The following is a 17,134-nucleotide window of genomic DNA, read 5'->3' as shown; positions in this document are numbered from 1 at the left end:
GATTGTTTTACTTTTAGCGGTTGCCGGACTTGCGCTTCAGGGGTGCGCGTCGACTCAGAAGGTGTTGAGCAAAGCACCTACAGAAGTTTTCCACTCGCCGAAAAGCGCTGATGAAGTAGCATTCTGCTTGGCGAACAAGAACAATACCGCGCCGATGCCTCGTGACGATGGATCGCGTGTTGTACTCATCAAAAATGGTTACGGCGGCGTCTCTCTGGCTTTTTCTGTTTTCCCGGAAGGAACAGGAAGCCGTATCGAATACCGTAAGGAATTCGGGACTATAGGTGGCATCTGGAAGCAATGCGTCGGTATTAAAGAAGAAAAATGAGATTAAGGGGCGGCTATGTTCCGCCCCTTTTTTCATCCTGCCGCTTCTTGAACCGCCGCAGCATCGCCAGAACCGATGCGGCCCCGTCGCCCTGCTTCTTTTCCTGCGGCAGATAGGCCGACAGTTTTCGCAGATGCTTCTGGCGGGCCATCGCTTCGATCTGGTGGGCCAGCGTGACGATGCGCTCCCGCTCGCCACGCAGCCGACCGCGCAGGACATTGTGGTAGGATCGGAACGTCTGACGCCAGAAGGCGTCAGGGTCTAGTCCTGACTGCGCCCAGCTTTCTTGGGCTTCGTCCCAGTCCCAGGCGCCGCCGGAGCCTTTCCCTCCGCACTCTCGGTGCCATCCTTCAGCATTGCGCCGGAAAGGGCCTTGGCGATCGCGGCTCCGACTTCCTCACCGGAACCCAGCAGGTTGATGGCCTGACGGTGGGTGATGCCCGGATGGCGCGCCTGAAGCGCACCATGGAGCAGTGCTCCCAAATGCTTGATGCGAGGCTGCCGGACAACTTTTCCGGTAGCGGGATCGACGTCCGGCGACACCGCCCTCAGCAGCGAGTTCAGGTCCATGTCGGCCGCATCCTCCGCGATCGCGAAGGCGTTGAAGTCCATCACCAGATGGTAGGTTTCTCCATCGGATGTCGTGAAAGAGGCCTCCCCCTTATGGATGTTCGGCATCAGCCGCCTCCTCCGGGAGCGACATATTCGTCGATATCCTCGATGGTGACGACGCGGAAAGTCGCGGTCGCTTCCAGCACCCCATCGGGGGTAACTTCACCGCGATCATAGCCGATGCACTTGGCGGTCAGTTCGATCTGCGCCACCGGCTCGCCATTCTCCGGCAGCACAACCTTCATCGCGCGAACATCGTCCGCCTTGCTGGCCGTTTCGAGCAGCGTGTCCGTGGTCGACATGGGGCGGCTGTTCAGCACAACCTCGAATTCGCTGTCCTCGTAGAAGGTGGACAGATATTCGCGCCGCCACCCCGGTGATTTCAGATGTGTGGTTTCCACCTGCTCGCGCTGGCCGCCGCCCGGCACTTGAAATGATTTCACCTGATTAAGTTCATAGAGGGAAGTGCCGTCATGCAGCCAGACCTCCCCCATATAGCCGACAGTGGCTTCCTGCGTTTCTGCCATTTTTCAATCTCCTATATGACGTACAAGAAAATCCACCGATTGTCGGTGGATGAATGTTCCGCCTGAGCGAGAACCGACGCCGCCGACCGTCTCGCCAAGGTCGCGCTGGCCGATGACCTGCGTGCCTCCGAAGCGCTTCCCCGAAATCGTTGCCGGTGGGGCAAGCGCAGCTATGCTGGCGCGGGCCAGCGCCAGCGCCTCGCCATAGCTGGCGGCCCAGCAATCGACCTGCACGGTCGTATCGCGCGCGCCATCGAACCCCTTTAGATGCTGAGGACGCGGGTCGCTGATGACCTGCAAGCTGATCGCGGGCAGAGCCTCGGCCTGCGGGCGATCCAGCCAGTGGACGCGCGTTCCGGCAATGCCGCTGACCGCCGGGTCCGCAAGCAATCGGGCCAGCAGCCCGGCCTGAAAATCCATGATGCTATCCCTTCGCCGCCCTGCGGGCGTCGCGCTTCGCTTTGCGGATTACCCCGTCATCGATCTCGCTGGTAAGGGCAATGGCGAAAACATCCTGCATTTCCCGCATCTTCGCATCGATGGCGGGACGAAAAACCGGCGTCGCTATTTGGTCCTCATTGCCGAACTCCAACTGAACGCCGGCTATATCCGCGAGCACGACCTGAACGGCGACGCCGCGCTTCTGCTTGGCCGGTTCGACATCGACACTCTCATAGGTTTCACCGGTGAGGTTGTGCGGAACGACATTCGCCCGAACCGCGCGTGCCAATATTTCGGCGGGGAACGCCAGCGAACGCTTGCCGATGCTCCGCGCCATGGCCTTGCTCATGGTGTTCAGTTGCCGCGAGGCTTCACGAAAGCCTTCGATCCGACCCGATTTCCTCGCCATCACGGCACCGCCCGCACAGCGTTGAATTTCACGCCTCGGTTGAGGCCAATCGGCGCGATCGATCGGATGTCCCATACGCCGCCGTCAAACAGGATGCGGTCCATCACCGTGACTGCCCGCGTCTTGCTGTTCGACAGCACCTCAAAGCTGGCCGCCTGCGCCCCCTGCGTCTGCGCGGCCTCGCGCTGCTCGGACCCGCTGCCGAAATAGACGGCGGCCCATTCCCTGCAATGCTCGGACCATACCTTGACCGGCTCGTTATAGGCGTCGCGCGTTTCGGTGAACCGCTCGAACTTGATCCGGCGATTACGCGGCCCCGCTTTCATAAATACACCCGGTGGTTGGCCAGCAGGCAGTCAACTGCCGTCCAGCGTTCCGCCGGGACGTTCTCGGCCCGCTCGAAGCTCTCTGCGACGTGCAGCAGGATTGCGTGCTTCACATCTTCCGGCGCGCGCCCGGCGGTGACATTCACCGCAATGCGCGATCCGCTCTGCGTGGCAGGCCACGACTGGCCGGGAGCCAGCACAATCGAGGCCGGATATTCGTTCAGCCGAACCTCATAGACCGAGGCGTCAAGCGTCTGGGCCTCGCCTGCGCTATCAACATAGCCGATCGATGTCACGGCAGTGACCGGAGCAACCGGCAGGCGCTCCAAACCCGCGAAACTCTCCGAGGCAAGCTCAAGGTCGCGCGAGGCGAACAGTTGCCCGGTATAGGCCTCGCAATAGGCCCGCGCCGCACTGATCAGGCGCGAAATCAACGCGTCCTGATCGGTTTCGAGGATGCGCAACTGCGCTTTCGCCTCGTCCAGTGTGACTGGTTCGGCATCCGGGGCTGGGAACCACATCAGCGCGTTTCTTTCGCGAGGGTTTTCTTGGCGGCGGTTTCCGGCTTTTCGGCGGCAACGGGCACGGCATAACCTGCCTCAATCATATTCTTCGCTTCGGCTGCCGAGAATTCATGTTCATCGCCCGGCGCCAGCGCATAATCGGCACCCGCAACGCTCACCAACATCTTTACCTTCATGGGATGCTCCTTTCTGGAAGGGCGCGCACGCCATTCAAGAAAAGGGCGGGGGGCTAACCCCGCCCTCCCTGATCAGGTAGCTTTCGTGATCATGTGCTTGACGGCGGCGGTATCGCCCAATTCACCATCGAAGCGGATCAGACCGGCGATTCCCATGTCGGGCCAGAAGCGTTCGCGCAACACGCCGATGACCGGCGAACCGACCTTCCGGACGAAATATTTGCCGAAATCGCCGAACAGCGCGACGCGGGTGGCGGCGGCAGCGGCGGGGATGGAACCCATAGCCTGATTGATGTGGTAATTATAGCCCAGCAGGCTGCCGGGAACGCCCTTCTGAACGTCGCCCATCTGCCAGAGGAAATTACCCTGCCCGTCCTTCAGCTTGCGGATCGCCTTCAGCGTGCTGTCGTTGAACATGAAGCCGACCTTCGGGCCGATCCGGTAGGCCGGATCTACCGAGTGGATCAGGTCCAGCAACTCGTCCGCCGTAACGGCGGTGGCCGACGCGGTGGTGACACCCAGCGAAGAAGCCGTGACAATCCCGTTCGGATCGCCAGTCCCGTCGCCGATGGTCAGTTCGCGGTTGGCGATGCGACCAAGACGCTCGCCCAGCAGCTGGCCCAGCAGCGCCTCCATATTGAAGATGCTGTCCTGATCCAGCTCCCACGACCAGCGGACGAACTCGGTGTCGTAGGCATAGGCATCGAGCGACTTCTGGCCGAAGGTCACGTCCTTGCCGCCGTCATCGGTCAGCGCGGTGGCCTCGGTGTGCTTTTCCGCAGTCACGGCCGTATCATCGACGGTGGGGATTTTGATCGGATTGCCGCTGGCCGTCACCATCTCGGTGGTGACGCCGGGGTCATACATCGGACCATAGGCCAGCATCGACTTGATGATCTGGTTCGCCAGTTCGGTCGGGACGGTGAAGCCGCCCGCTGTCGTGGTCCCTGCCGTCTGAGCGCGGAACTCGGCGCGCCCCTGTTGCAGGACGGCGCGCTCTTCCGCCGTCAGGTCCTCAAGCGGGCCGCACAGCGCCTTGGCGAAGGCGGTGCGATACTCGACCGTCTCGCCCTGATCCTGTCCGCGCGCTTCGCCATTGGGCTGGTGGGGGCGGTTGCGCTCGCGGGCCTCGGCAGCGCGGGCTTCGGCGGCGGCGACACGCTCTTCGCGCGCAATGTTCGCCTCCACCTGGTCGAACTCGGCCATGATCGCGTCATGACGCTGTTCCAGTTCGGCAGCGCGGCTTTCGTCGGTGTTGCTCTTGATTTCCTCAAGGGCGGCGCGGGCCTCGGTAACAAGACGACCGCGCTTTTCCTGCAAATCTGCAAGGCTCATGGTTTTCACTCCTCATGTGATGGCGAGGTTTTCAGCCCCTCACGGCCTCCGGCGGTCGCCGGGGAATCAGATGCGGCGGAAACGCTGTTCCATCGCGGCGCGGCGCGCATCAACGCGGCGCTTGGCCGGGTGTTCGCGCTGCTCCTGACGCGCGGCATCACGCGAACGCAAGGCGATGGACGTATCTCCGTATGCCGGTTCAGAAACGATGCTGACCTCGCGCAATTCAACCGCGTGGATGGTGCGGGTGGGGGGATCGACGGTTTCGTCCCATTCCTGTCGGGTCACGATAAAGCCGAAGCTCATCCCGGAAATGTCGCCCCGGTCGATAAGCTCGCGCACATCGCGGCCATCGGTGGTGTCTGGCAGGTCGATCTCCACCGCCAGCCCTTTGTCGTCCTCCGTGAGGCGGAGCGTGCCAGCGCTGGACCGGCCCAGCACGCGCCCCCGGTCATGATCGAAATAGGCGAGAACGTCAGAGGTCTTGAGCGACTCGGTGAAGGCTCCCCGCGCGACCTTCTCGCGGAAATATCCGCCAATATCCGCCTCGCTGTCGAAAACGACCGCATAGCCCGCGACCGTGTTGCCTTTGCCGTCGCCATCGGCGCGCCGTTCGACCGGCAGAACCAGCGAGCGACGCTCAGTTTCCAGCGTCATCAACGCCTCCATTATTGGCGGCGTCCGTCTGGTCGCCATAGGTGTTCGTGCCAAGCGGCGCCATTGCGCCCTGCATGTAGAGCCGCGCCCCGTTGCCTGAGGGATCGGCGGGCCGGTTGTCGAGCGCGCGCGCTTCATCCGGCATCAAGAGCCCATTCTGCACACCCATTGCCATCGCCTGCATCCGCCCAAGGAAATCACCGCGCATCAGGCCATCCAGCGAATGCTCAACATAGCGACGGTTGTTCGCGGCCCCGAAAAGCTTGAGGTTCAATTCATCCTCGAAGGCCTTCGCCCACTGTGCGATAAGGTGCTTGATCAGGTGCAAATCCTGCTGCTCGACATTCGCGAAGGTCCCCCGGCTCAAGTCCTGAAGGAACACGGGCGGGATATTATAGACCCGCGCAATCTCCTGTATCTGGAACAGCCGGGCCTCGGTCATCTGGCCCTTGTCCGGATCGAAACCGACCTGTTTCAGCTCATAGCCCGGCGGGATCGGGAAGATCGGGCTGTCGCTCTCTCGCGCCGTCGATATCGACCGCATGATGTCGCCCTGGGCGCGCTTCATCGCATCGGGGCCGGTCGGCAAGGGGCCAGTCAGGGACAGGGGCGGCACCCCGCCGCCCGCGAAGAAATTGCTGCCATAGTCGTTCATCGCCAGCGCGAGCTGGATCGCCTTCGCGCCCATGACGATCGGGCTATAGGAGGATAGCTGATCGCGCTTAAGCAGGAACGGAACGTCAATCACGTCCGCCGCCGGATAGTCCTTCACCCCGCCGAAGGTGTAGACGCGGCGGCCATTGACCAGTTTAACCTGCGTGGACGCCGGGTCCATCGGCCAGATGCCGATGACCGTGTTCCCCGCGCGCTCAATCCACGAGAACGCGCGCCCGCCGGTAAAGACCTGCGACCAGAAATATTTGCGCCAGCCGAAGGATGACCATTCGTCGTTCGGCGCTTCGTTCAGAATGCGTTGCAGGGTGCCGCCCGTCCGCTCCCCGCTGTCCTTTGTAGCCCGGTAGGCATGCAGCGGCAGATTGGCGAGGCTCGACGCCAGAAAGGTCACGGCGGCCGAGACCGCAGGCACGGTGAGCGCGCTGTCGATCGTCACCACCGGCAGATTGCCCGACTGCACGCCGAAGAACGACAGGAAGTTCGCCGCGCTCACCGGCACGGTCGGGTTTTCTATGCTCGCGCTGCGCGTTTCCGTGCTGCGGGAGAAGGGCCACAATCTCATGCCGGCACCAATGAAAAATCGGGATCATCCCACGGCGAAAAGCTGGGCGCTTCCTGGTACATCGCCTCAACTCCTTCGGCCATCGCCAGCGCTACCATCCCATCGATGCGGCCGGTTGCTTTCGACTTGTCCAATTTCCGGTTCTCAGCCGGGTCCGTCACCGCAATCGCGTTGTGCGCACAGTGAGCAAGCACCGGGTGCCCGCCGTGCAGCAGGCGGCTCTGCAATAGATCCGCCTCCAGTGCATCGAGCGCTGGGGACATGCTCACGAACCCCTGTCCGAACGCCTCAAGAGGCAGCATCACCTCCGCAGCGTCGAGAGCGCTCTGCATTCGGTCCATCCGCCAGCGGTCGAAGCCGATCTTCGCGATCGGCAGATCGGCCGTCAGAACGCCGATATCACGCGCGACGAACGCATAATCGATGACCTGCCCCGGCGTCGTGCGCAGCAGCCCTTCGCGCACCCAGATATCATAGGGTGCCTTGTCCCGATTGGTGGCTTCCGCGATCTTGTTTTGCGGCATCCAGAAATAAGGGCGGACATGCAGGACGCCATCACCATCCCGCGCCGTCAGAACGAAGGCGGTAAGGTCGGTTGTGGCCGACAGATCGAGGCCGCCATAGACAGGGCCTCGCAGGAATACCTCGTCATCGACCGGCAGATTGCCGCGTTTCCAGACCGACGGCGACACGAACGCCTGCACCACGTTGACGCGCTGGTTGAAATACAGGTTGCGGAAACTGTTCTCGAATGATGGCATCTGCGTCGCGCGTGTCGCCGCCTGCTCCATCTCGACATCGGACCGGAATGAGCCGAGGGCCGGATTGGCCGCCGCCCATGCCTTCCGATCCATGAAATCAGCTTCCTTGTCCGCCTCGTAAACGTGGCAGATCGTGTTCTTGTCCTCGGTTCTGATCGCGGAATCTATCCAGATCGACAGCATATCCGCGTCAGTCGGGGCCTGCGTGGAAATTACTAGTTGCAGGCCATCATCATACGCGCCCTGCGCGGTTTCCAGCGCCTCCACAAAAGCATCATAAGGTCCGCGCACCTGTCCCAGTTCGTCCAGGACCACAACAACCGGGCTGAGGCCGTGCGCGGTTTTCCCTTCCGCCGCCAGCGCCTTGTACTCTGTATTCATCGTCAGGCCGATCAGCCGCTTGTTCGACGGGACGATGCGGACAATCTTCGACAGGGCGGGACTCTGCATCACCATCTTGCTGGCGAGGCCGAATACCACCGCCGCCTGATCACGCGAGCGGGCACCGCTGACAATCTGAGCATTCAACCGAGCTTCAGGACCAACCAGATGCGCCAGGATGAGCGCGGCAATCAGGCCGGATTTTCCGTTCTTCCGCGCGATCGACAGGATCGCCCGCCGTGTCCCCGCCTCGTTGTCGTATACCGCCCGGATGAAGTCCTTCTGGAACGGCTCCAGGCGCAATGGGCGCCCGACCAACTTGCCCTCCGGCACGACGCAATATCGTTCGATGAAGGCTATAACCTTCTCGCCGCGCGTCATTGGACTGAAGGCCTCGCCAGCAGATCATCGTCGAGCGGATTGCCCGCCTCGGTTTCCTTCGCCTGCGCCCGCCGCTTCGCCACATCGCGCGCCTCACCCTGCTGGGCGCGAGCATGGAGGCTCAGGCTCTTGCGCATCGACAGGATCGTGCCTGCGTGCATCTGGACGATGGCCTTGCGCGGGTTGACGACCGGTGTGCCTTTCTCCGTCGCCATCACCGAACCCTCCTGACGCAGCAGATACTGTTCACGCTCCATGTCGGCCATTGTCCGCGCCAGCATCGCCGCCAGTTCGAGCTGGTGGTTCGTCCACTCAGACCGGGCGAACTCCGCCAGCACCGACGCCCAATAAGGGTGGTCCTCGTCGTCCATCCGCACATGCGCCGGGGGCTGCAAATCAAGCGCCGCCTTGGTCATGATCGCGACCTTCGCAGTGGTGCTGTCGACGCGCTGCTTTCGAGCCATCAAGCCACCTCACTGCGCGCCCGCGCGCGACCGAAAAACTGTGTTAGCAATGGTTCGGAGGGGAGGCGCCGGTTTCCCGTCCGGAAGGCCTCCAACTTTGACCCACCCCCTCCCATTATTGCGACCGGCTCTCAACAACAGGCCATCCATCAGGTCCGATCCGGGCCTTTTGCCGATGCCCGAACTGCTCGGCGGTCCGTGCCTCATGGCAGGGGCCACATAGGCACCTAATGTTGCTGTCCTCGTCCGTGCCGCCCAATGCGAGCGGTTTGATATGGTCGGGCACGGTCGAGGCCCTGATGATGCCCTTGGCCTTGCAGTCCCGGCAGAGCGGCTCCGCTTGCAGCCTGCGCTTCCTCTGCTCGACAGCCTTGCGCCCACGCAGTCTCTCGACACGTTGAGGCTGGACCTGAACAGATGGCCGCCTCCGCACGATCCACCTCCAACGCAAAAAGGCCAGCCCGTTAGGGCCAGCCTTTGAAGTCGCAATTCGACACGATGGCTATGTGTTGCGATATTTACCGCAAGCTGTCAAGCGGCCCATCCCATCTTTTTGCTCAGCGCCTCGAACTTGGCCTGCACCTGCGCAATCGTTTGCGCGGCACCGACCAGTTCAGCCCGCAGCGCTGCCAATTCATCCGGCTCCTTCAGTGGGCCGAACTCATCTTCACGGCGCTTGGCTACCCAATCTTCCGACAGCCCGGTTTCCTTGGCGATGCGCGCGTCAGAGTACCCATCCTTGTAGATCCCATTAGCCAAGTCGAACGCCAATGCGATAAGCTCATGAGCGTCTCGCCGCTTCTGGCGGGCGTCTGGGCTGGGGATCTGGGTATCAGCCTTTATCGGTGTGACGTTTGCCTTCGTGTTCACTTTCTTCTCCTTCGCTTTTGCCACGCAATCAGGACACGTGATCCGCCCAAGCCTCCACCCTGACTGGCGGGCGCGCTTTACGGATATGGACGGATCGCCGCCGCGTTCGGACCTCCAGGTGTTATGACCGCCACACGTCTCACAGGTGGCGCGAGCGCAGAATTTCCCGGCCTCGAAGAACGGGACCAGTCCTTTCCAAGCGGACTGGCGACCATAGATCGTCATCGCACAATCCTCCTCGCCGCCATCCGAATATCAAGGATCGCCACCTTCATCGCTTTCCTTTCAAAATTCGGCACCATCGCCACGAACTCGCCCTTGCCGTTGTAGCGCTCCCGGCCTCCATACTGGCTGATGCACCACTGGCTGAGGCTCATGTCATCGACAGCGACAGCGCGGGCTATGTCGCGCAGGCTACCCAGATCACGCTCCATCCGGGCCGTCTCCAGCATCGCCGATATGACCGCAGCGCCGGGTCCGTGGCCCTGACCACCGCCGATATGCTCGTCCAGACAGGACCGCGTGGGAGACCTGTCCGCGAGGCTGGCCTGATCCCGGTAATAGCCCAGCGCGCGATATTCGTCCTCGGACAGCCTCCCGGTCTTGTGCAGCGTCTCGATGACCGGGACGCGGCGGACAGAGGCGCCAGCGGTTACGAACTGGCCTCGCTGCTGCTGTTCATCGGTCGGGCGGATTTTTCCGTCCAGCGCCGCGAGTTTTTTGGCCCGCGCTTTCCCCCGTTTTTTTTTGGCCATTATGCCGCAGCCTCCTGCATTTCGTCGTAATCGCGCTTTGGTTCATACCGGACCTCGTAGCGATGGTCTCCGAGATGGCGCAGATAACCACGCTCGACCGCGATGTTTTTCCAATGAAAACTGGCATTGCGCAGTTCGTCGGGCGAAAGGACGCGCAGTTTGGCCCGATGCATGAACTGCTCGAACGGCGTCACCACCTTCACATCGCGCAGACGGACATTGCCGCTGGTATCGACTGCCCACTCGACATCATCACGAGCTTTCGCTGCGTTCAGCGCATCGGCCCAATCCTGCGAATATTCGCGGCCGGTTCGAACAACCGTAAAGCTGCGATCCCCGGCGCGAATATCTATCACGCCTGCGCCGCTACGACTGCCGTTGCCACCTGTTTTCAGTGGGTTAAGCATTGTAATTGCCCTCCAGAATCTTCTGAAAATTGTTCTTTTTCGTCACCCAGTCGAAGGTGCAGCCGCTCCACCCCTTATCGCCACGAAGAAAAGCGGAATTTTCTATGTTCCCAAGCACTTCCCGGAACTCATCCAGCGAATATCCAGCAATTCTGGCTTTCAGCCGGGTTCGCCGCTCTGGGGTGAGCGCGCGGATTTTCGGCTTGGCGATGCGACCAGCTAGGTCATTCCACGCCTCGACAAAGTGCTCAGGCTTGAGGCGATCGACGGTCTGCTGCTCAGCTTCCAACTGAAATTCAGGATTTTCCGGTTCGCGTGCTTCGCCAGATGCACAGGAAGCTTTAGCTTCCAGATACTCTGTATCTGTATCTGTATCTGTATCTGTATCTGGTGCGTTACCTTGCGTTCCGCTGCGTTCCGCTGCGTTCTTCTGGCGTTCTTTCCATGCCTTTTTGCGCTCGGAAGCCGTAGAATCCTCGCGTTTCGGCTGCCTCTTATCCCATCCAGCAAGGCGGTCGCCATCAAGGACTTTCCCCTGCATGGCGTCGATAATTGCCTGAACGTCCTTGTCATCGAGGTCTAAAGCGCTCGCAACGTCCTCAATATCGAACGCAGAAAGCGCTCCGCGTTCCGCTGCGTTCTCGCTGGCGTTGACAAGAATGAAATTGAATACGGCGATCACATCGCCGATGCGCTGGCCTGATTTGCGCGCGATCGTCCGCCATTTGGGATCGGTGGGCATATCATGCCAGAGGCGTAGCCAGCCGCTCATCCCCGCACCTCGACCTTCACTTCCCCGCCATGCGCGCAAATGGCCGACATCTTGGCCGACAAGGTGAACCGGCTGTCATCGACACCGAGCGCATCGGCCAACCCGTCCAGATAAGCCTTGCAGGCCGATATGCAGCCGTCGAGGTCGCGCCTGCGCTTATCGGGCGGATAGAAGGTCAGGGCCACATGCAGAGGACCGTCAGGCGCTGTCAGGCCAGACGACTTCGCCGCCCATGCTGCATCCTGACGCATGCGCTTCGTCGCGCGGGCCTTTGGCGACCAATGGCCGCGATGGTTGGGGTGGACGACGCGCGGGGGCCACGGGAGGAGGATGTGACTCATTGCGGCTGCACCCCCACCACATCAAAATCCCATCCGTCAGGAAAAGGCTCTCCCCATTTCCCGCGCCACTTCGAGGCCGGAAGCGCGTCCTTCGACACGCGCCCGTTGCGAAATTTCACGCGCAACAGCTTGTCGCCCCGAAAAGGGCGGTCGCCGTGCCAAGGTTGAAAATCTGCCTGCATCTTGTCGCTCATGATCTGATCTGATCCTCGGAGCGGACATGAGGCCCGCTCTCCGGTCAGGTCAGTCGATGCCGAGCGCGTTCTTGTAGGTTTCCAGCAGTGCCTCGGCCTCTTGCCGATCATGCGGGGCCAGCTTCATCAGGCGGACTATGGCGCGCATGGTTTTTGTGTCGTAGCCGGTCGATTTGGCTTCCAGATAGACATCCTTGATGTCGTCGCTTACGCCCTTCTTTTCCTCTTCCAGCCGCATGATGCGCTCAATGAACAGACGCAACCGTTCAGCGGAAACATTTCCTTCGCTCATTGGATTTCCTTTCGTTGTGAAGATGTCCGCCGCGCCACTCCGCGCCGTGCGGCGGTCGAGCGGGCCTTGAGAACGTCGCACCAGCCCTGAACGCTGGTCGGGGCGAGGAAGGGGGATAGGTCGAGGATAGGCTGCATCATTCCGGTATCCTCCATCCCCAGCCGCGCCCGGCCCATTCGATCAGGCCACGCGCTTCGAGCGCCCTCAGGCGGCGCTGAATGCTGTTGATCGATCGGGTGTCCTGATGATCCATCATCTCGTGGATCAGCGGCGCACGTCCGGATTTCTCCCAGGTCGAGCGGATGAACTCCAGCAGCTCGGACTGGCGAGGGGTGAGGCCCATCATGATGGGGTACCAATTGCAGCGCGCCAGCTTTTTCCCGTAACAATCTTGTGGACCATCACGGCGCTGATGCCGAATTCCTTGCCAATCATTTTGTAGGATGGCTTCCGAAAACCGGCAGGCGCAGGATTGCCATAGCGCGCAAATACCGCGCGAGCCTGCTCCTCAGTCAGCTTTTTAGCATGAGGGTTCGCCATTACGCCGCCTTCCGCGACACGAACCGCCCACGAGCATCGCGCTCCGGCAGAGAAGCGCGCAGTTCCACGTTCTCCTCCACCAGTTCGGTGAGCTTTGCACCGGCAAGCAGTGAACCCGCACACAGACCAGCAAGAGCGCCGAGAATGAGCACGACGAAGATAACAGCGAAGATCATTGGCTAACCTCCTGTTTCGAAATGGGATTAACGGATTTGGTTAGCGCGCTTGGCCGCAAAAAAGGCCGCGTGGTACGGCGCGCGCCATGACGATTCGGAGAACGGTCGGGGCCGATGCCAACAGGGGTGAACGTATCGGCCCCGTTACGCGCGGGCGGGGGGATTATGCCCAGCTGGTTGCAGTCGCAGAGGTAAGCCGAGGAGGCGCAGGCGCGGCAGGTCATCTAAGCCTCCACCGGCTTGCGAGCGGGGCGGCACGCTTTGATGCGCGCGATGATCTCGCTGTTGCTGCGCTGAGCAGGGCGGAAGGCGACGGCCTCGAACCATGTGTCCGGGAAAGCTTTAAAGGCCAGATAGATCGCCTTCTTGCCGAAGGTCCGCTTCCACAAACTGGTCTGATCGCGGGGGCGCTTCATCACACGAGCGACGATGAACACATCACCCTTCTCGACGATGGACTGATATATTTCGCCGGTGATTGTGGATCGCCAAAGACCATCGTGAATACACACGGCTTCCATACCCACGCGCCACACGCTCATCCCGCGCTCTCCCGGTGGGGGGAGGGCGCTTCGTATCGGGCCATGAAGTCGCGGATTTTGGCCTCGGTTTCGGGCCAGAGGCGGCGGCCATTGCGAAGCTGCCGGACAAGATGGCGATCATTCATCGCCATCTCACCAAATGTCGCAGCCCCCATTCCGTTGGAGGAAATGAAGTGCTCAATGTCTCGAACAATTTCAGCCATGCGAAGGTTTATAAGTGTGATAAATCACACCGTCAAGGTGTGAAAGAACACCTATCCTCCGATGGGCTCACCATGTGTGATAGGGCACACATGGCAAAAGCAGAATTCCCGATTCGGAATGCCCAGAAGGCAATTCGCCGCCTCATGGAAGAAAAGGGCGACAAGCCCAAGCCGCTTGCTCAAAAGCTAGGGTTGGGGGAAACCGCCATCCGTGACATGCTGGCAGAAGGCGCGAAGGGGATATCAACGCGATCTCTCAATGTCATTTGCGCCCATTATGGTGTCGCCATCGGAGACATTTTGGATGGGACGGCGACAACCGAACGACGCGAGGAAAGGGAAGATGTGCGACATATCCCGCTGCTTGGCGATGTTCCTGCCGGGCCGTGGCGAGAGGCGCTTACCAAGTCGAGACGGTCGATTCCCACCCCTATCTCCGATACTCCAAAGAGCGCTTACGCCCTAAAGGTGAAGGGCGATTCAATGGACAAACTGGCCAATGATGGCGATACGATTGTCATTGACCCAGAAGATTTGGATTTGTTCGACAAGCGCCTGTTTGTGGTTCGGAATGGCGATGGCGAGGTCACATTCAAGCAATATAGAGAAGGTCCGGCGCGCCTCGTTCCGTGCTCGAAAAATCCAGAGCATCAGGTTATTCCGATTACGAGCAGCGATTTCACGATCGTCGGGCGGGTAGTTCTTATTGTTACTCGCCCGGATCAGGCCGCCTTGGATTGAGCCCGCTCATACCGACATTCAATGTCACCCGGCACGGTGATGAAGAAATTTCCCCATTCGTCATAATCGCCCAAATCTTCAGCAATAAGATCATCTCGCGCCCGCTCGCGTGACGATCGCCAAGGCCCGATTGCCCGACCGAAACATGTTGCTCGATAGCGTGCCTGTTCCCGCATGCCCCCTCCGCGAATCGACATAGTGATATTGGAACAAATGAGGAACAAAAGGCAACGGGCCGGTTCGGGTTATCCACAGATTGTTGTTGCGAATCGGGACGAGGAATGGGACCAGATAGTAGTCAAATTGGGGTGGGGGGCTATGAAGCGGGGGATTTTTGGTGAGCCAATGCGAGGAAGTTGATGCCCTCTTGGCCGCCACGAAGGTCATGGCTGGCACTTGGGAGTGGACCGACAATCACCGGCATAACGAACGCCGAGCGGAGATGGCCCTGACAGCGGGTGGTCAACTCACGTATATGCGGATTGTGATCAAGGCGTTCCCCAATCACGAGGAATTGAAATTCACGATCATGCTTGTCTACGGGGTCTGCGTCTGGCGCATTTGCCACGCAACCGACACTGGCCACCTGAACCCGCTAAGCCGCCCGGCGCACCTGCCTTTTGGCCCTTTCGATACCCCGCATTATCACCCTTGGGCAGAAAATCGACCGGCTTCGCTCAATGCGGCATTGCCGAAGAATCTAAAATATGCGAACTTTCTCCCGGCGGAACTGACCGATTTCAACGCCTGCTTTGAGTGGTTTTGCACCCAGACGAATATACAAATTGGAAACGGTCAAATGCCTATATTGCCGCTGCCAGACAGGTTGTTGTGATGCTGATCGAGACGGTAAAATCTGCGCTTGCAGGCTGGCCTGCTCCAAAGGCGTTCGGCGCCCGCGTTGTCGTGCCCACGCAATGCATTACGTCCGGCGGAGAGATTATCCATGTGGTAGTCGAGGGCGGCAATGACTCCTTTGTCGTCCATGACGATGGGGCTGCGATCCGCATATTCGAGGATGCCGGGGCCGATCTGAAAACTGCACCAAAGATGGTGGCTTCGCTCCTTCGCGACCGAGGGTTGAATGTTCACAAGGGAACCGGCGTCATCAGCTCCCCACGCGTGACCTTGCCGCAATTGGCGGCGACAATCGCCGTTGTTGCCAACGCCGCCCGCGAGTCTTCCGATCATCTCCTGCATCGCTGGAAGCCTGTTGTCCGCAAGAAATTCAAGGAAGCCGTGCAGGATTTGCTGGAGCACGAATATCCTAAGCGATGGGCGCATGATCGTGCGGTTGTCGGCCACAGCAACAAGAAGCATACCTTTGATTTTTCGATCAGCCTTGGTGATGACAGGCAACTGCTGTTCGATGCAGTCGTTCCCGACCAATCAGCCATCAGCTCGGCTGTCGTGCGGCATCTGGACGTAGCGAAGGCCCATGATCCCAAGATCGTGCAGCAAATTGTCTATGACGATCGGGTCGAATGGAAAAGCTCAGACCTGAACCTTCTGAACATGTCGGGTGCAGTTATTTTACCGTTCGCTTCTGCCAAGCAAGCGATCGACAAGCTGGCAGCTTGACGCATGAAGGCCGCCCTAGAACGAGCCACCCGCGCGCGGCGCTGAAATAATTTCGCGCAATGCATTTTCCTGTTGACATGCGTAACTAAAAGTTACAAAGATATGTCATCAACGCGGTTGGACTAGCCGACTGCAAGAGCGAAAGGAACGCTGAGATGGACAACTTCTACAATGAAACCCGCCCGGTCATCGAAAACGGCAAGCTGGTTTTCATCAGCAACGGCGGTAGCCGCGCTTTCATTGGTATCCGGCAGGTTCGCAAGACGGTGAAGGAACTGGAAGGCAAGGGCAACTTGCGCCCATCCTCGCTCGCTACGCTCGAACTGTACCGCGCTGGCATCGCGCTGTGGGAGGCCAATCGTTGACCGCCTTCTCCGCCTGCCTCTCGACGCTCTGCCTGAGCCACACCGACGCGGCAGAGTTGTTGGACGTGAGCGTCGGCACGATCAAGCAAGCCGCGTCAGGACACCGCCCCGCCAAGCAATGGATGTTCGAGCGCCTGTCCGACCTGTTCGAGATGGTCGAGCAGGCGGCGGACGACATCATCGGCGATCAGGATGATCTGGACGATGGGGCGGCATTTGCGCCGCTCACCGTCAATGTCGATGATATCCTGCTGCCGCACCCGTCCTTGAAGCGCGCGGCATTGGCGCGGGCCATGCTGGTGCTGGGGCCGATGCTGATCGTCCCGGTTGAATGATCCTCCCCATCCTGCTTTCGCTGGCGCCGATCTGTTACGCTGTCGACGGTGATACGCTGCGCTGCGGCTCCGAACGCGTGCGCCTGCTCGGTATCGACGCCCCGGAGATCCACGGTTGCCGCAAGGGCCGCGTCTGCGCGCCGGGGGATGGTCAGGCCAGCAAGCGCCACCTCGCCAAGCTGATCGAGGGCAAGCGCCTGACGATCGAGCGCCACGGCCGCGACAGGTACGGGCGCACACTGGCCTATGTCTGGGCGAACGGTGCGAACCTCTCCTGTGTTCAGATAAGGCGCAAGATGGCGGTTTATGTTCCTAAATGGAACACGGGCGGGCGGGGGTGTTGATCTAGCCGCTCCAACTCAAGCACGCGAATTCGCCAGTACCAGTTCGGAGCAGCCATTAAAGCTTTGTTCATTGACACCGCGCTAGTACCTATCATATTGATAGGTGCATGACCGAGA

General features: G+C 60.4%; 32 protein-coding genes. 8 read left to right on the top strand and 24 right to left on the bottom strand.

From position 1 onward, the window contains the following. Positions 1-64: 64 nt before the first annotated feature. Both GGR43_RS20125 and GGR43_RS20120 read left to right on the top strand, forming a co-directional pair. Positions 65-328: a hypothetical protein gene (locus GGR43_RS20125; protein ID WP_188073646.1), complete on the top strand. Its 264-nt coding sequence runs from the start codon at positions 65-67 to the stop codon at positions 326-328. Then, a complete protein-coding gene (locus GGR43_RS20120) occupies positions 285-593 on the top strand; it encodes a hypothetical protein (protein WP_188073601.1) in 309 nt (102 codons plus the stop codon). Before GGR43_RS20125 ends, GGR43_RS20120 begins: the two co-directional genes overlap by 44 nt. Here the strand turns inward: GGR43_RS20120 and GGR43_RS20115 are convergent. The 24 genes from GGR43_RS20115 to GGR43_RS20000 all read right to left on the bottom strand — a co-directional run bounded on the left by GGR43_RS20115 (position 590) and on the right by GGR43_RS20000 (position 13,448). Beyond that, positions 590-1,006 carry a hypothetical protein gene (locus GGR43_RS20115; RefSeq protein ID WP_188073600.1) on the bottom strand — a complete coding sequence of 139 codons (417 nt, stop codon included), beginning with the start codon at positions 1,004-1,006 and terminating at the stop codon, positions 590-592. The two genes, GGR43_RS20120 and GGR43_RS20115, sit on opposite strands and share 4 nt — an antisense overlap. Beyond that, the gene (locus GGR43_RS20110) at positions 1,006-1,467 is read right to left on the bottom strand and encodes a phage tail protein (RefSeq protein WP_188073599.1); all 462 of its coding nucleotides are present in this window, start codon (positions 1,465-1,467) and stop codon (positions 1,006-1,008) included. Before GGR43_RS20110 ends, GGR43_RS20115 begins: the two co-directional genes overlap by 1 nt. Positions 1,468-1,470: 3 nt before the next feature. Next, positions 1,471-1,887, bottom strand: coding sequence for a DUF3168 domain-containing protein (locus GGR43_RS20105; RefSeq protein ID WP_188073598.1), 417 nt, complete (start codon positions 1,885-1,887; stop codon positions 1,471-1,473). A gap of 4 nt (positions 1,888-1,891) precedes the next feature. Beyond that, the gene (locus GGR43_RS20100) at positions 1,892-2,320 is read right to left on the bottom strand and encodes a hypothetical protein (RefSeq protein ID WP_188073597.1); all 429 of its coding nucleotides are present in this window, start codon (positions 2,318-2,320) and stop codon (positions 1,892-1,894) included. Beyond that, complete coding sequence (locus GGR43_RS20095) at positions 2,317-2,643, bottom strand: phage head closure protein (RefSeq protein WP_188073596.1); 327 nt, start codon at positions 2,641-2,643, stop codon at positions 2,317-2,319. The genes GGR43_RS20100 and GGR43_RS20095 overlap by 4 nt, the downstream gene beginning before the upstream one ends. Beyond that, positions 2,640-3,164, bottom strand: coding sequence for a head-tail connector protein (locus GGR43_RS20090; protein ID WP_188073595.1), 525 nt, complete (start codon positions 3,162-3,164; stop codon positions 2,640-2,642). The genes GGR43_RS20095 and GGR43_RS20090 overlap by 4 nt, the downstream gene beginning before the upstream one ends. After that, positions 3,164-3,343: a hypothetical protein gene (locus GGR43_RS20085; protein WP_188073594.1), complete on the bottom strand. Its 180-nt coding sequence runs from the start codon at positions 3,341-3,343 to the stop codon at positions 3,164-3,166. The genes GGR43_RS20090 and GGR43_RS20085 overlap by 1 nt, the downstream gene beginning before the upstream one ends. Before the next feature lie 72 nt (positions 3,344-3,415). Beyond that, a complete protein-coding gene (locus tag GGR43_RS20080) occupies positions 3,416-4,678 on the bottom strand; it encodes a phage major capsid protein (RefSeq protein ID WP_188073593.1) in 1,263 nt (420 codons plus the stop codon). Between the two features lie 66 nt (positions 4,679-4,744). Beyond that, on the bottom strand, positions 4,745-5,335 hold the full coding sequence (locus GGR43_RS20075; RefSeq protein ID WP_188073645.1) for an HK97 family phage prohead protease: 591 nt from the start codon (positions 5,333-5,335) through the stop codon (positions 4,745-4,747). Then, positions 5,319-6,572, bottom strand: a complete 1,254-nt coding sequence (locus GGR43_RS20070) for a phage portal protein (protein ID WP_188073592.1) — start codon at positions 6,570-6,572, stop codon at positions 5,319-5,321. The genes GGR43_RS20075 and GGR43_RS20070 overlap by 17 nt, the downstream gene beginning before the upstream one ends. Continuing rightward, positions 6,569-8,095 carry a terminase large subunit gene (locus GGR43_RS20065; protein ID WP_188073591.1) on the bottom strand — a complete coding sequence of 509 codons (1,527 nt, stop codon included), beginning with the start codon at positions 8,093-8,095 and terminating at the stop codon, positions 6,569-6,571. The genes GGR43_RS20070 and GGR43_RS20065 overlap by 4 nt, the downstream gene beginning before the upstream one ends. Next, positions 8,092-8,559: a hypothetical protein gene (locus GGR43_RS20060; protein WP_223177540.1), complete on the bottom strand. Its 468-nt coding sequence runs from the start codon at positions 8,557-8,559 to the stop codon at positions 8,092-8,094. Before GGR43_RS20060 ends, GGR43_RS20065 begins: the two co-directional genes overlap by 4 nt. A gap of 115 nt (positions 8,560-8,674) precedes the next feature. Then, positions 8,675-8,992, bottom strand: a complete 318-nt coding sequence (locus GGR43_RS20055; RefSeq protein ID WP_188073589.1) for an HNH endonuclease signature motif containing protein — start codon at positions 8,990-8,992, stop codon at positions 8,675-8,677. Positions 8,993-9,090: 98 nt separating this feature from the next. After that, entirely contained in the window at positions 9,091-9,654 is a 564-nt protein-coding gene (locus GGR43_RS20050) for a hypothetical protein (protein WP_188073588.1), read from the bottom strand. After that, entirely contained in the window at positions 9,651-10,184 is a 534-nt protein-coding gene (locus GGR43_RS20045) for a hypothetical protein (protein ID WP_188073587.1), read from the bottom strand. Before GGR43_RS20045 ends, GGR43_RS20050 begins: the two co-directional genes overlap by 4 nt. Continuing rightward, complete coding sequence (locus GGR43_RS20040) at positions 10,184-10,591, bottom strand: hypothetical protein (protein WP_188073586.1); 408 nt, start codon at positions 10,589-10,591, stop codon at positions 10,184-10,186. The genes GGR43_RS20045 and GGR43_RS20040 overlap by 1 nt, the downstream gene beginning before the upstream one ends. Further along, a complete protein-coding gene (locus GGR43_RS20035) occupies positions 10,584-11,363 on the bottom strand; it encodes a hypothetical protein (protein ID WP_188073585.1) in 780 nt (259 codons plus the stop codon). The genes GGR43_RS20040 and GGR43_RS20035 overlap by 8 nt, the downstream gene beginning before the upstream one ends. After that, positions 11,360-11,548, bottom strand: a complete 189-nt coding sequence (locus GGR43_RS23410; protein ID WP_223177539.1) for a RusA family crossover junction endodeoxyribonuclease — start codon at positions 11,546-11,548, stop codon at positions 11,360-11,362. The genes GGR43_RS20035 and GGR43_RS23410 overlap by 4 nt, the downstream gene beginning before the upstream one ends. 152 nt (positions 11,549-11,700) lie before the next feature. Next, a complete protein-coding gene (locus GGR43_RS20025; protein ID WP_188073309.1) occupies positions 11,701-11,898 on the bottom strand; it encodes a hypothetical protein in 198 nt (65 codons plus the stop codon). Positions 11,899-11,947: 49 nt separating this feature from the next. Next, the gene (locus tag GGR43_RS20020) at positions 11,948-12,190 is read right to left on the bottom strand and encodes a DUF2312 domain-containing protein (RefSeq protein ID WP_188073583.1); all 243 of its coding nucleotides are present in this window, start codon (positions 12,188-12,190) and stop codon (positions 11,948-11,950) included. Positions 12,191-12,326: 136 nt separating this feature from the next. Then, entirely contained in the window at positions 12,327-12,536 is a 210-nt protein-coding gene (locus tag GGR43_RS20015; protein ID WP_188073582.1) for a LexA family protein, read from the bottom strand. Continuing rightward, positions 12,533-12,730: a hypothetical protein gene (locus GGR43_RS20010; RefSeq protein ID WP_188073581.1), complete on the bottom strand. Its 198-nt coding sequence runs from the start codon at positions 12,728-12,730 to the stop codon at positions 12,533-12,535. The genes GGR43_RS20015 and GGR43_RS20010 overlap by 4 nt, the downstream gene beginning before the upstream one ends. Further along, positions 12,730-12,906 carry a hypothetical protein gene (locus tag GGR43_RS20005; protein WP_188073580.1) on the bottom strand — a complete coding sequence of 59 codons (177 nt, stop codon included), beginning with the start codon at positions 12,904-12,906 and terminating at the stop codon, positions 12,730-12,732. The genes GGR43_RS20010 and GGR43_RS20005 overlap by 1 nt, the downstream gene beginning before the upstream one ends. 224 nt (positions 12,907-13,130) lie before the next feature. After that, positions 13,131-13,448: a hypothetical protein gene (locus tag GGR43_RS20000; RefSeq protein WP_188073579.1), complete on the bottom strand. Its 318-nt coding sequence runs from the start codon at positions 13,446-13,448 to the stop codon at positions 13,131-13,133. Positions 13,449-13,558: 110 nt separating this feature from the next. On the opposite strand from GGR43_RS20000, the gene GGR43_RS19990 reads away from it, so the two are divergent. From GGR43_RS19990 to GGR43_RS19965, 6 genes are all read left to right on the top strand, one after another. After that, positions 13,559-14,392, top strand: coding sequence for a LexA family protein (locus GGR43_RS19990; RefSeq protein ID WP_223177538.1), 834 nt, complete (start codon positions 13,559-13,561; stop codon positions 14,390-14,392). Positions 14,393-14,729: 337 nt separating this feature from the next. Beyond that, on the top strand, positions 14,730-15,227 hold the full coding sequence (locus tag GGR43_RS19985; RefSeq protein ID WP_223177537.1) for a hypothetical protein: 498 nt from the start codon (positions 14,730-14,732) through the stop codon (positions 15,225-15,227). Continuing rightward, the gene (locus tag GGR43_RS19980; RefSeq protein ID WP_188073576.1) at positions 15,227-15,973 is read left to right on the top strand and encodes a hypothetical protein; all 747 of its coding nucleotides are present in this window, start codon (positions 15,227-15,229) and stop codon (positions 15,971-15,973) included. The genes GGR43_RS19985 and GGR43_RS19980 overlap by 1 nt, the downstream gene beginning before the upstream one ends. Before the next feature lie 155 nt (positions 15,974-16,128). Further along, the gene (locus GGR43_RS19975; protein WP_188073575.1) at positions 16,129-16,338 is read left to right on the top strand and encodes a hypothetical protein; all 210 of its coding nucleotides are present in this window, start codon (positions 16,129-16,131) and stop codon (positions 16,336-16,338) included. Then, on the top strand, positions 16,335-16,673 hold the full coding sequence (locus GGR43_RS19970) for a MerR family transcriptional regulator (RefSeq protein WP_188073574.1): 339 nt from the start codon (positions 16,335-16,337) through the stop codon (positions 16,671-16,673). Before GGR43_RS19975 ends, GGR43_RS19970 begins: the two co-directional genes overlap by 4 nt. Next, complete coding sequence (locus GGR43_RS19965) at positions 16,670-17,017, top strand: thermonuclease family protein (RefSeq protein ID WP_188073573.1); 348 nt, start codon at positions 16,670-16,672, stop codon at positions 17,015-17,017. The genes GGR43_RS19970 and GGR43_RS19965 overlap by 4 nt, the downstream gene beginning before the upstream one ends. Positions 17,018-17,134: the final 117 nt, after the last annotated feature.

The sequence above is a fragment of the Sphingobium jiangsuense genome, assembly GCF_014196495.1.
Taxonomy (GTDB): Bacteria; Pseudomonadota; Alphaproteobacteria; order Sphingomonadales; family Sphingomonadaceae; genus Sphingobium; species Sphingobium jiangsuense.
This window is presented reverse-complemented; position numbering and strand designations above follow the sequence as displayed.